Genomic DNA, 12321 nt, shown 5'->3' with positions numbered 1-12321 from the left:
TGCTATAGGCAAACATAAATAACATTACCTAAAAGGAAGACGTTATGGTGAAGAAGACAATTGCAGCGATCTTTTCTGTTCTGGTGCTTTCAACAGTATTAACTGCCTGCAACACCACGCGTGGCGTTGGTGAAGACATTTCTGATGGCGGTAACGCGATTTCTGGCGCAGCAACGAAAGCGCAGCAATAAGCAATAACGGTACGACAGCTGTGTCGTGCCGTTTGTTTTTTCTGCGATAGTCATAACGGTAATAGTTGAAATTCCCCTGCCACCTGGCAAAATATCCGTTCAACCATCAGCTTTGCAGGACGACCTGCAAACGCCTCTTTTCACCGGGGACGGCCCCAATTCTCCGGAGCCTGATATGTCCTGGATTATCTTAGTTATTGCTGGTCTGCTGGAAGTGGTATGGGCCGTTGGCCTGAAATATACCCACGGCTTTAGTCGTTTGACGCCGAGTGTTATTACTGTGACGGCGATGATTGTCAGTATGGCGCTACTTGCCTGGGCGATGAAATCGTTACCAGTAGGGACGGCTTATGCCGTGTGGACGGGTATTGGCGCAGTCGGCGCGGCCATCACCGGCATTGTACTGCTCGGTGAGTCCGCTAACCCGATGCGCCTGGCGAGTCTGGCGTTAATCGTATTGGGGATTATTGGTCTGAAACTCAGCACTCACTAACTACCGGGCTGCTGTACCCAAATAAATTTACTGACATCAAACCCTTCCCGGGTCGCGACTGCCAGCATCTCCTGTTTCACTTCGTCAGAAATGGTTGGCGTGCGGGAGAGTATCCACAGGTAGTCGCGGTCCGGGCCGCAAACCAGCGCATGGCGGTATTCCCGATCAAGTGCAATGACGTTATAACCGCCATAGAAAGGACCAAAGAATGACACTTTCAGCGCAGCGCGAGTTGGTGCGCCGGTAAAGTACGCTTTCCCTTCACTCTGCTGCCACATTTCTCTGTCAGGGTTATAGCCTTTATTAATGACATTCAGGCCGCCGTCATCCCGCAGGCTATACGTCGCGGTCACTTTCTCCAGTCCACGTTCAAAACGGTGATCAAAACGGGCAATCTCATACCACGTACCCAGATAGCGTTTGGTATCAAAATTATTTACCACAGTAACGCCACGCGGCGGTGTAGGTGAACTACAGGCAACGACCAGAAATGCCGCTGTCGCTGCGGCAACGAGAGGGAGCAGGCGCATAGATGTTTCCTTACTGGTTTTTTTCTAAGTGTAGATGACAGCAAGGAAAAGCGGATAAAAGGTCCGAAAATTCGGACCATCTGCGTTGTTATTGCAAAGCGTTGAGAATTTGCCAGGCGGCAGCGACTCTCGCTGGATTCGGATAGTTTTTGTTAGCCAGCATCACAATCCCCAGCTCTTTCTCTGGAATAAATGCGATGTAGCTACCAAACCCGCCGGTCGCGCCTGTTTTATGTACCCATGATGCACGTACCGCAGGGGCAGGGGGCGTAATCGCTTTTACTGGTCGTGCTGCCAGCGCAATTTTACTGTCGCTGCCATTAATGATGCTGTCTGGATCCACCGGCCAGTCCAGCATTTCCCAGCCCAGACCTTGATACATGTCGCCAGTTTGCCAGTAGCGCGACTGCGCCAGCTGGATACCTTGCTGAAGTGTTTTGTCGTTGATATCACGGGGATTCATATTGCTCTGCGCCCAGTGAGCCATATCTTCAATGGTTGATTTCACACCGTACGCTTCAGCATCTAACGCCCCTGGCGAAACATGCACGGCCTTACCTTCACGATATCCCCAGGCGTAATTCTTTTCTTCTGCGGGTGGCACATTAATCCACGTATGGGTGAGTTTGAGTGGCTGGAAGACACGAGCTTGCATCGCCTGTTCAAAGCTCAAACCAGACGGCTTCACAGCCAGCGCGCCGAACAAACCGATACTGGAGTTGGCATACAGACGCTGTGTTCCTGGTGCCCAGGTGGGCAGCCAGTTTTGATAGAAACGTAGCAAGTCGCCTGAGGACTTCACTTCATCGGGCACCTGTAACGGCAGGCCGCCAGCGGTGTAGGTTGCAAGATGTAATAGCGTGATCCCGTTCCACTGTTTAGCAGTAAGTTCAGGCCAGTATTTTGTCGCGGGATCGCTTAGGTTGATTTCCCCTCGTGCAATAGCGTCGCCACCGAGCACACCCGTAAATGTTTTGCTGACAGAACCTAACTCAAACAACGTTTGCTGTGTGACGGGCTGCTTTTTTGCTACGTCCGCATAGCCCCAGGTAAAGTAATAGGGCTTGCCCTGATAAATCACCGCAACCGCCATACCAGGGATTTTTTGTTGCTCTATAAGCGGATTAATTGCGCGATGCACAATATCGTTGAGCTGTTGGGGGGCGGAAAGTGCGGAGCAAGAGGCGGTAATTAATAAGGCGCAGAGCGTCGTTTTGAACATGGGTCTGGTTTCCATACAAAACGGCCCGCCATAGGCGGGCCGGATTTACATTGGCGATACGTTAGATTGTAACGATACCAATCAGCGTGACAACTGTCAGGATAGCAGCCAGGCCGTAGAAAACCCATTTGCCCGCAGGCACGTGGATTTTCAGATCGTGCATCGCGTGGTGCATACGGTGTAAACCACACCACAGCGGCAGGACGATCATCAGGAACAGGAATACGCGACCAATGAAGCTCTGTGCGAACGCCAGAACGCGCTCATAGCTCAGTGCATCACCCGGAAACAGCCCCAGTGGTAGCAGAATGCCAACCAGCAGGATCATCACCGGCGCAATGATTGCGCCCCACATACCACCGGCCCCGAAGAGGCCCCAGAATACCGGTTCGTCAGAACGCTTTGGATTTGGATTAATCATCTCAGGCTCCTTACCAGTACAGGGCAACAAACAGGATTACGATGGTGGCAACCACGGTTACCGCCCAGAGACTTTTGATAATTGGCTCTGGTCCCATTTTTTCGTCTTTTACAATGATATTGGCCGCTTTCGGTGCCAGCTCAAACCAGGTTTTGGTGTGCAGCAGGGCTGCCGCCAGAGTGATCAGGTTAATAATCACGATAACCGGGTTTTGTAAAAAGTCGACGAATCCCGCCCAGGATTCCGGGCCATCTTTCAGGGCAAACAGCCCGAAAATCAGTTCAATGCTGAACCACACAGCCGGAACCGCCGTGCCTTCGCGCAGCATGTAAAAGCGATAAAACGGCAATTTTTTCCACCAGGTGGACGTCATTGGCCGTACATACGGTTTACGTTTAGTCGTCATGTTGCACTCCTTAGCGTGGTTTCAGGGTCGCGATAAGAAAGTCTTTCGAACTTTCTACTTTGCCCTGCTGAATGGCCGCAGCCGGATCGACGTGTTTCGGGCAGACTTCGGAGCAGTAGCCCACGAAAGTACAGCTCCATACGCCGTTCTGACTGTTTAACTGCGCCATACGCTCCTTTTTACCGTGGTCGCGGCTATCTTCGTTATAACGATGCGCCAGCGTAATGGCAGCCGGACCGATGAACTCTGGGTTCAGGCCAAACTGCGGGCACGCGGCGTAGCACAGACCACAGTTGATGCAACCGGAGAACTGGTGATACTTCGCCATCTGCGCCGGGGTCTGAATGTTAGTACCCTGATCCGCAGTGCGGGAGTTGCCGATGATGTACGGTTTGATCGCTTCCAGACTTTCGATGAAGTGGGTCATATCGACGACCAGATCGCGTTCGATCGGGAAGTTAGCTAACGCTTCAACCTTCATACCGTCGGTGTAGTCGCGCAGGAAGGTTTTACATGCCAGTTTCGGTACGTTGTTAACCATCATGCCGCAGGAACCACAAATCGCCATACGGCAGGACCAGCGGTAGCTCAGGTCTGGTGCCAGGTTGTCTTTGATATAGCCCAGCGCATCCAGTAATGAGGTGGTTGCGTCATAAGGCACTTCATAGAATGCGCTATGCGGTGCGGTATCGACTTCCGGGTTATAGCGCACCACCTCGATTTTCAGGTTCTTCATCTCAGCCATTCGCCTTCTCCTTCTTATTGGCTGCTTCCGCCTTATCGGCTGCATCCGCTTCGCCACCGTAAACGCGTTTAGCTGGCGGCAGCGTAGTAATCTTCACGTCGCTGTACTCCAGGCGAGTAGTGCCATCAGCATCGCGGAAGGCGAGGGTGTGTTTGAGGAAGTTGACGTCGTCACGCTCGGTGCAACCTTCGTCCAGACGCTGGTGCGCGCCGCGAGATTCTTTACGTGCCATCGCGGAGTGTGCCATACATTCAGCAACGTTCAGCCCATGACCCAGCTCAATGGTGTAGAGCAGGTCGGTGTTGAACACGCTGGAAGTGTCGGTGATACGCACGCGCTTGAAGCGTTCTTGCAGTTCCGCCAGTTTGTCGATGGTTTTCTGCATCAGTTCCGGTGTACGGTAGATACCGCAACCTTCTTCCATGGACTGGCCCATTTCGTCGCGGATCTTCGCCCAGTTTTCGCCGCCATCCTGGTTAACCAGATCTTTCAGGCGCTGCTCAACGCCAGCAACCTGGGCATTGATTGCCGCATCGTTGCCATTACCAGCAGTAGATGCGCGTTCCATTGCTTGCTCACCCGCCAGACGACCGAAGACCACCAGTTCCGCCAGCGAGTTGGAACCCAGACGGTTTGCACCGTGCAGACCAACAGAGGAACATTCGCCAACGGCAAACAGACCTTTAATACGGGTTTCGCAGTTTTGATCGGTTTCGATACCGCCCATGGTGTAGTGCGCGGTCGGACGTACCGGAATCGGTTCTTTAACCGGATCGACGCCAACGTACGCTTTCGCCAGTTCGCAGATGAACGGCAGACGTTCATGCAGTTTTTTCTCGCCGAGGTGACGCAGGTCGAGATAAACCACATCACCACGCGGTGTGGAGATGGTGTTGCCTTTACGCCATTCGTGCCAGAAGGCCTGAGAAACTTTGTCGCGTGGACCCAGTTCCATATATTTGTTTTTCGGCTCGCCCAGCGGAGTTTCCGGGCCCATGCCGTAATCTTGCAGATAACGGTAGCCATTTTTGTTGACCAGAATACCGCCTTCACCACGGCAGCCTTCGGTCATCAGGATACCGGAACCTGGCAGACCGGTTGGGTGATACTGAACGAATTCCATGTCACGCAGCGGAACGCCGTGGCTTAGCGCCATACCCATACCGTCACCGGTAACGATGCCGCCATTGGTATTGTAACGATAAACGCGACCCGCACCGCCGGTAGCCATAACGACCGCGTTAGCACGGATCTGCACCAGCGTGCCTTCCATCATGTTCATTGCTACCAGGCCGCGAACATGACCATCATCAACCAGAATATCCAGCACGAAATGTTCGTCAAAACGCTGGATCTGCGGGAATTGCAGAGAGGTCTGGAACAGCGTGTGCAGCATATGGAAGCCGGTCTTATCGGCGGCGAACCAGGTACGCTCGATTTTCATGCCGCCGAAGCGACGTACGTTGACGCTACCATCCGGGCGACGGCTCCATGGGCATCCCCACAGTTCCAGTTGGGTCATTTCGGTTGGGCAGTGGTGGACGAAATAATCCACAACATCCTGCTCACATAACCAGTCGCCACCCGCTACTGTATCGTGAAAGTGATATTCGAAGCTGTCATGATCCTGCGCGACAGCGGCTGAGCCCCCTTCAGCGGCAACGGTATGGCTGCGCATCGGGTATACTTTTGAGATTAGTGCGATTTTTGCATTTGGATTTGCCTGCGCGGCAGCAATTGCAGCACGTAATCCCGCGCCACCGGCACCTACAATGGCAAGATCGGCTTGAAAGGTTTGCACGACATTCCTCCAGATTGTTTTTATCCCGCAGCACCGTACTTCAGGGTAAGTATCTGAAAGTTACGGTCTGCGAACGCTATTCCACTGCTCCTTTATAGGTACAACAGTATAGTCTGATGGATAAGTCTGAAATTTGACGAGATCGATTTTTTTAGCGTGCCAGGGGGCTAAATTATCACTGAAGATGATTAATTTAATTACTAAAGCATCATGTTGTGGTTTTTTTAGTCACTGCCCACCGTTGATTGATTCCTGCGTAAAATTTGTCTCGCCGTCGCGTTGCGAGTAGACTTCGTGCCCTTGTTAAAAACTGGAGATTTTACTATGAGCGAAACGGCATCCTGGCAGCCGAGCGCATCCATTCCTAACTTATTAAAGCGCGCGGCGATTATGGCGGAGATCCGTCGTTTCTTTGCCGATCGTGGAGTACTGGAGGTGGAGACGCCTTGTATGAGCCAGGCGACGGTAACCGATATTCATCTGGTCCCGTTTGAGACACGTTTCGTTGGCCCCGGGCATTCGCAGGGGATGAATCTCTGGTTAATGACCAGCCCGGAATACCACATGAAACGCCTGTTGGTTGCCGGTTGTGGTCCGGTATTCCAGCTGTGCCGCAGCTTTCGTAATGAAGAGATGGGTCGTTATCACAACCCTGAGTTCACGATGCTGGAGTGGTATCGACCGCACTATGATATGTACCGGTTGATGAACGAGGTGGACGATCTTCTGCAACAGGTGCTGGACTGCCCGGCAGCAGAAAGCCTTTCTTATCAGCAAGCCTTCTTGCGTTATCTGGAAATTGATCCGCTCTCTGCTGATAAAACGCAGTTGCGGGAAGTGGCGGCAAAGCTGGATCTCAGCAACGTTGCAGATACCGAAGAAGACCGCGACACGCTGCTGCAACTGTTGTTTACCTTTGGTGTGGAACCGAACATTGGTAAAGAGAAACCAACTTTTGTGTACCATTTTCCAGCCACTCAGGCATCACTGGCACAAATCAGTACCGAGGATCATCGGGTCGCAGAACGCTTCGAGGTCTACTACAAAGGTATTGAGCTGGCGAATGGTTTCCATGAATTGACGGATGCCCGTGAACAGCAACAACGTTTTGAACAGGATAACCGTAAACGTGCGGCACGTGGTTTACCGCAGCATCCTATCGACCATAACCTGATCGAAGCTCTTGAAGTTGGTATGCCCGACTGTTCCGGTGTGGCGTTAGGTGTTGACCGCCTGGTGATGTTAGCACTGGGCGCGGAGACACTGGCAGAAGTGATCGCCTTTAGTGTCGACCGGGCATAATTCTGAAAAATTGGCCATAAATCAACATAGAATGGCGTAGTCAGCGCCATTCTGTAGCATATGTTTTCATTTTTCCGCTAAAGCGCACAATTTAAGACTGGATGTTTGCTATCATCCGGGTATCAATTCTGTTTTAGTTTTATTGTTGCCCACTAATCGGTGGGTAGTGCAGTTAGTTGGCGCGTTTAATATGCGCGCTGAAATGAAGGATGATTTCATGCCTCACACGATAAAAAAGATGAGTCTAATTGGACTCATACTGATGATCTTTACTTCAGTATTCGGTTTTGCGAATAGCCCTTCGGCTTATTATTTAATGGGATATAGTGCGATTCCGTGGTATATATTTTCTGCATTATTATTCTTTATTCCATTCGCCTTAATGATGGCTGAAATGGGGGCTGCCTATCGCAAAGAAGAAGGCGGTATCTATTCCTGGATGAATAATAGCGTTGGACCACGTTTTGCTTTCATCGGCACATTTATGTGGTTTTCCTCTTATATCATTTGGATGGTGAGTACCTCCGCTAAAGTCTGGGTGCCGTTTTCTACTTTCCTCTATGGTAGCGATATGACCCAGCACTGGCGCATTGCTGGGCTTGAGCCTACGCAGGTGGTTGGGCTGCTGGCTGTAGCATGGATGATTCTGGTTACCGTCGTTGCCTCGAAAGGGATTAATAAAATTGCCCGTATTACTGCGGTGGGCGGTATTGCAGTAATGTGTCTTAATTTAGTATTGCTGTTAGTAAGCATTACTATTTTGTTATTAAATGGTGGGCATTTCGCGCAAGATATTAATTTCCTGGCATCACCGAATCCGGGATATCAGTCCGGACTGGCGATGTTATCTTTTGTCGTATTTGCCATTTTTGCTTATGGCGGAATTGAGGCTGTAGGTGGACTGGTAGATAAAACGGAAAACCCAGAAAAGAACTTTGCTAAAGGTATTGTTTTTGCCGCTATTGTTATTTCAATCGGTTATTCGTTGGCAATATTCTTATGGGGCGTCAGCACTAACTGGCAGCAGGTATTAAGTAATGGTTCTGTTAACCTCGGCAATATTACCTATGTGCTGATGAAGAGCCTGGGGATGTCGCTGGGTAACGCGCTGCATTTATCACCTGAAGCGTCATTGTCGCTGGGCGTATGGTTTGCGCGTATTACCGGACTTTCCATGTTCCTCGCTTACACCGGTGCGTTCTTTACGCTCTGCTATTCACCACTGAAAGCAATCATTCAGGGAACGCCGAAAGCCTTGTGGCCGGAGCCGATGACGCGCCTGAACGCCATGGGGATGCCGTCCATTGCCATGTGGATGCAGTGTGGGTTGGTGACTGTCTTCATCCTGCTGGTTTCCTTTGGCGGCGGCACCGCATCGGCGTTCTTTAACAAGCTGACGCTGATGGCGAACGTTTCCATGACCATTCCGTATCTGTTCCTCGCGCTGGCTTTCCCGTTCTTTAAAGCGCGTCAGGATCTCGACAGACCGTTTGTGATTTTCAAAACGCATATGTCGGCAATGATCGCGACGGTGGTTGTCGTACTGGTGGTGACTTTTGCGAACGTCTTCACCATCATCCAGCCAGTGGTTGAGGCCGGAGACTGGGACAGCACATTGTGGATGATTGGCGGCCCTATCTTCTTCTCTCTGTTAGCGATGGCGATTTACCAGAACTATTGCAGCCGCATGGCGAGTCAGCCTGAGTTAACTTTAGATTGATTGTCTGCAATAACAACTCATCGCCAGTCCGGCGATGAGTTGTCAGGAAGAAATGCGTTATGGATGATACTCTCCGGAGCCGGAGATAACTGAAGATGATGCTAAGCTGCTAAATTAGCCACGTTGGCGTCATTTGGCAGCTTCACACATTACAAACTTCCCGCCTGGCGACGTCTACCCGCAGAAGTTAATGTTCTTCCCGTTTGTTTACCGTTCAGGCTTTCCAGACGCATCTGGAAGGGCGGGAATGGCATATCAATACCGTGGGCGTGGAAGCCTGCCAGAATCAACTGGTGGATCTCATGGCGCAGCGGCATCCGGTGTCCCATTTCAGCGGCGTAAATACGCAATTCGAAAATCTGAACCCCCTGTTGCAGATCCACCAGGAAGGCTTCCGGCGCCGGATTGTCGATTACCAGCGAACAGCGGCGTGCTGCGGTTAGCAGGATCTCCGTCACTTCTTCACTGTTGGCATCGGCAGGAGCCGGAATCGTCAACACCACGCGTGTGACTGAGTCAGAGAGCGACCAGTTGATAAACTGCTCAGTAATAAACGCCTTGTTTGGCACAATAATCTCTTTACGGTCCCAGTCGCTGATGGTGGTGGCACGGGTGTTAATTTTCGTCACGCTACCGGTGAGATCGCGAATTGTCACCGTATCGCCAATGCGAATCGGTTTTTCGAACAGGATAATCAGGCCAGAGATAAAGTTGGCGAAAATCTCCTGCAAACCAAAGCCGAGACCAACACCGAGCGCAGCGACCAGCCACTGCAATTTCGACCACTCAATACCAATCATCGAGAAGCCGACCAGCCCGCCAATCAGCATCAGCAGATATTTGGTGATGGTGGTGATGGCGTAGCCCGTACCCGGCGTTAAATCGAGGTGCTGCAAAATCGCCAGCTCCAGCAGCGCGGGCAGGTTGCGCACCAGCTGCGTGGTGATAATAAACACCAGAATGGCAATCAGCACCGCACCGAGGGTAATCGGTTCCAGACTTTCCACGCCCTGCACTGTGGATGTGACATCCCATAGCGAAATATTTTCGAGGAAGCCAAAAGCGGAATGGATTTCCGACCACAGCACAATGACCGAAAGCAGGGCGATCAGCATCAGGATTGAACGCACCAGCCGTAAGGATTGCGCGCTGATAGCATCGAGATCGACTTCGCTTTCATCGACTTCAATTGCCCCTTCCGGGCTACTGTGATGATGCGCTTCTTCTTCGCCACGCGCACGTTGCGCTAACATCTCTGCCCGGCGATGCTTCGCCCGGTCAAACGCCAGCCTGCGTCGCTGGATCAGCATCCAGCGGCGGATAACATGATAAACCACCAGCAACAGGAACCAGATGGCGACCGATGTTTCCAGCCTTGCCAGCAGAGCTTGCGCCGTTGCCAGATAACCCACCGCTGCGGCGAGAATAGCGACCAGCGGTGCGCCAATCATCATGTTCCACAACATATGGTTAGCAATGTTGTCACCGCTACCTTCTTTGTTGAGATACAGCGGGATACCGGCTTTTTTCAGGCTGAGTGTGACTACCGCCAGTGCACCGCAAATGAGGATAAAGCAAAGACGTCCCAGCGAACCGGAAAACTCGCGGTCGTCGAGATTATCGAACATCATCAGCGCCATAATCAGCGGCACAATAAGCCCGATGCTCATCAGATAGTAGCGCATCCCACGGGAAACCCGTTCGCGCGGCCAGCCAAAATGAGCGATAAACAAGCCGTTCGGGCGGGCAAAGGTGGCACAAATCATCACTACCCACAGCAGCGGCACGGTGGCCGTTACGCCATCGCCAATCGCTACCGCCAGCGGATAAGGCCACGCCTCGCGCAAGCCGTAACCCAGCGTCATCCACAGCACTGGCAGCGGTGATGCGACGAGAATCGACCAGAAAAGGGTGCGCAACGTCAGCCAGAAGTGATCCTGGGTGACTTTGCCGACTTTCGCTGCCGAACGTTCAAGAAAACGGGTGAAATAGCGGCGCGAGTAAATACTGCAACCGACCAGAATCAACGCGCCAAACAGCGGCAAAATCGTCTCTTTGCTGGTCAGCATCATCATGGTGGCTTTACCTAACTGGCTGAAGGTGTCCAGCGAGATCAGACGGCGCAGATCCTGAGCGATCTCCAGCGGCCAGGCGATGGTCATCGGGCGCACGTCAGAGGTCCAGAACAGATAGCGGTGCGTCGCTTCATTGACCTCTTTCAGCGCATCTTCCAGTTGTCCGTTGGAGACTTTCAGCTTGGTCAGTTCAAGCAGTAGCGTGTCGCCACCCTGGAGTAAGGAGTTCAGTAACTCACGCTGAGTACGCAATTGTGCTTCAAGAATACGGTTTTGTTCGGCGGTAAGTGGTTGACCGTCGGCCTGATGGATTTGCCGTAGCAGCGGCTGTTTATTGAGGAGATCCTCATAACGTAACCGTTGCACGCGCAACTGCGCCATTTCAGTATCCAGTTGCTGCGGTTTGGGCATTTCTGGCAGCCGTGCCACCTGCGCCCGCAGTGCTTCGCCGAGCAGGTTTGACGAACCCAGCCATTGTGATTGTTCACGTAGCGTATTCAACGCCTGCCGAACCTGTAACGTCTGGCTGGTAGCCTGACGTTGCTGTGAAGCGACGAGATCCATCCGCTGCGCCTGCTGATTCAACGCCGCCGACAGTTCGCGGTTAATTTTGAATTGAGCGACGATATCTTTCGGCAAATCGGCACTGCTTTCTGCCAGTAATTCAGTGCTTTCGAGTGCCCGTTCAGCCTCAAGCTGGCGTTGGCTATTCAACTGGTTACGCAATGCCTGCAAATACGCATCCAGTTGTTGACTCTCTTTTTCTGCCAGTGCCGAACGCAGACGCGTCAGTTCCTGACGGTTATTGGCAGAAAGTTGTGCCAGTTCGAGCTCATCGACCAATGACTTCAAACGTGCGGAGTCGGCCTGCAACGCGAAATTTTGCGCCTGATTAAGTGGACTATTTCCCGTAAGTGTCCCGAGACGACGCTCGATTTCATTCAACTGACGGCGTGCGTCGGTTTGCTGTTGCGGCAGTTGATTCAGCGAATCCGCAATCTCGCGGGCGCGCTCCTGTTCTTGCTGAGCCTGACGGCTTTTATCCAGCAACTGGCTGCTGACCTGGAGAATTTCCTGATTCAGCGCGTCGGTAGACATCCCCGGCGACACGCTGCGCGGCTCATCACGCATGTTGTTCAACTGCGCGCGCAGAGTAGCGGAGAGTTTGGGGTAATTATCGATAACTTGCTGATATTGCTTGATGCGCTCAAGGGAGCCTTTTTGCTCCTCAAGCGCATTTAAGGCAGACTGGAGCGCCTCTACGACTTCTGGCTGCGCGGGTTTCGCCGCTTTTGCCTGCTCCAGTTCCTGGGTGATTTGTTTGCTATCGGGGGCCGTCGCGGCGTACGCCCCCCAACTGAGGCACCAGGCCATCAGAAAAGTGATAATCAGGCGCACGTCAGCGTTTCCTTTGA

11 protein-coding genes are annotated in these 12321 nt (G+C 52.2%); 4 read left to right on the top strand and 7 right to left on the bottom strand.

Translation table 11 applies throughout. The annotated features are described in order from the left end of the window. Positions 1-44 precede the first annotated feature (44 nt). Together ecnB and sugE are read left to right on the top strand one after the other, a co-directional pair. Positions 45-191, top strand: coding sequence for a lipoprotein toxin entericidin B (ecnB, locus tag WES_RS02115; protein ID WP_000239596.1), 147 nt, complete (start codon positions 45-47; stop codon positions 189-191). Between the two features lie 175 nt (positions 192-366). Then, positions 367-684, top strand: coding sequence for a quaternary ammonium compound efflux SMR transporter SugE (gene sugE / locus WES_RS02120; RefSeq protein WP_000118482.1), 318 nt, complete (start codon positions 367-369; stop codon positions 682-684). Here the strand turns inward: sugE and blc are convergent. The 6 genes from blc to frdA all read right to left on the bottom strand — a co-directional run bounded on the left by blc (position 681) and on the right by frdA (position 5809). Then, positions 681-1214 carry a lipocalin Blc gene (gene blc, locus WES_RS02125; protein WP_001238382.1) on the bottom strand — a complete coding sequence of 178 codons (534 nt, stop codon included), beginning with the start codon at positions 1212-1214 and terminating at the stop codon, positions 681-683. The genes sugE and blc overlap by 4 nt on opposite strands. 88 nt (positions 1215-1302) lie before the next feature. Continuing rightward, positions 1303-2436, bottom strand: coding sequence for a BlaEC family class C beta-lactamase (locus WES_RS02130; RefSeq protein ID WP_016158914.1), 1134 nt, complete (start codon positions 2434-2436; stop codon positions 1303-1305). A 61-nt stretch (positions 2437-2497) separates the two neighbouring features. Beyond that, complete coding sequence (gene frdD / locus WES_RS02135) at positions 2498-2857, bottom strand: fumarate reductase subunit FrdD (RefSeq protein ID WP_016159962.1); 360 nt, start codon at positions 2855-2857, stop codon at positions 2498-2500. Positions 2858-2867: 10 nt separating this feature from the next. Continuing rightward, complete coding sequence (gene frdC / locus WES_RS02140) at positions 2868-3263, bottom strand: fumarate reductase subunit FrdC (RefSeq protein ID WP_016159963.1); 396 nt, start codon at positions 3261-3263, stop codon at positions 2868-2870. Positions 3264-3273: 10 nt separating this feature from the next. Further along, on the bottom strand, positions 3274-4008 hold the full coding sequence (frdB, locus tag WES_RS02145) for a fumarate reductase iron-sulfur protein (protein ID WP_000829498.1): 735 nt from the start codon (positions 4006-4008) through the stop codon (positions 3274-3276). Then, positions 4001-5809 (bottom strand): fumarate reductase (quinol) flavoprotein subunit, encoded by a 1809-nt coding sequence (gene frdA, locus WES_RS02150; RefSeq protein ID WP_001192969.1) that lies wholly within the window; start codon positions 5807-5809, stop codon positions 4001-4003. Before frdA ends, frdB begins: the two co-directional genes overlap by 8 nt. A 324-nt stretch (positions 5810-6133) precedes the next feature. Between frdA and epmA the strand changes: the two genes are divergently transcribed. Both epmA and yjeM read left to right on the top strand, forming a co-directional pair. Next, positions 6134-7111 carry an elongation factor P--(R)-beta-lysine ligase gene (gene epmA / locus WES_RS02155; RefSeq protein ID WP_000004775.1) on the top strand — a complete coding sequence of 326 codons (978 nt, stop codon included), beginning with the start codon at positions 6134-6136 and terminating at the stop codon, positions 7109-7111. A 217-nt stretch (positions 7112-7328) separates the two neighbouring features. Continuing rightward, positions 7329-8831: a glutamate/gamma-aminobutyrate family transporter YjeM gene (gene yjeM, locus WES_RS02160; protein ID WP_016159964.1), complete on the top strand. Its 1503-nt coding sequence runs from the start codon at positions 7329-7331 to the stop codon at positions 8829-8831. A gap of 149 nt (positions 8832-8980) precedes the next feature. Here the strand turns inward: yjeM and mscM are convergent, their stop codons facing one another. Continuing rightward, positions 8981-12304 (bottom strand): miniconductance mechanosensitive channel MscM, encoded by a 3324-nt coding sequence (gene mscM, locus WES_RS02165; protein WP_016159965.1) that lies wholly within the window; start codon positions 12302-12304, stop codon positions 8981-8983. Between the last annotated feature and the right edge of the window lie 17 nt (positions 12305-12321).

It is taken from the genome of Escherichia sp. KTE31 (assembly GCF_000407925.1).
Lineage (GTDB): Bacteria > Pseudomonadota > Gammaproteobacteria > Enterobacterales > Enterobacteriaceae > Escherichia > Escherichia ruysiae.
This window is presented reverse-complemented; position numbering and strand designations above follow the sequence as displayed.

Bases quoted from the DNA above. Each gene is read 5' to 3' on its own strand.
- frdB (WP_000829498.1), bottom strand. From the start codon at position 4,008: ATGGCTGAGATGAAGAACCTGAAAATCGAGGTGGTGCGCTATAACCCG.
- ecnB (WP_000239596.1), top strand. From the start codon at position 45: ATGGTGAAGAAGACAATTGCAGCGATCTTTTCTGTTCTGGTGCTTTCA.
- WES_RS02130 (WP_016158914.1), bottom strand. From the start codon at position 2,436: ATGTTCAAAACGACGCTCTGCGCCTTATTAATTACCGCCTCTTGCTCC.
- sugE (WP_000118482.1), top strand. From the start codon at position 367: ATGTCCTGGATTATCTTAGTTATTGCTGGTCTGCTGGAAGTGGTATGG.
- frdC (WP_016159963.1), bottom strand. From the start codon at position 3,263: ATGACGACTAAACGTAAACCGTATGTACGGCCAATGACGTCCACCTGG.
- blc (WP_001238382.1), bottom strand. From the start codon at position 1,214: ATGCGCCTGCTCCCTCTCGTTGCCGCAGCGACAGCGGCATTTCTGGTC.
- frdD (WP_016159962.1), bottom strand. From the start codon at position 2,857: ATGATTAATCCAAATCCAAAGCGTTCTGACGAACCGGTATTCTGGGGC.
- epmA (WP_000004775.1), top strand. From the start codon at position 6,134: ATGAGCGAAACGGCATCCTGGCAGCCGAGCGCATCCATTCCTAACTTA.
- yjeM (WP_016159964.1), top strand. From the start codon at position 7,329: ATGCCTCACACGATAAAAAAGATGAGTCTAATTGGACTCATACTGATG.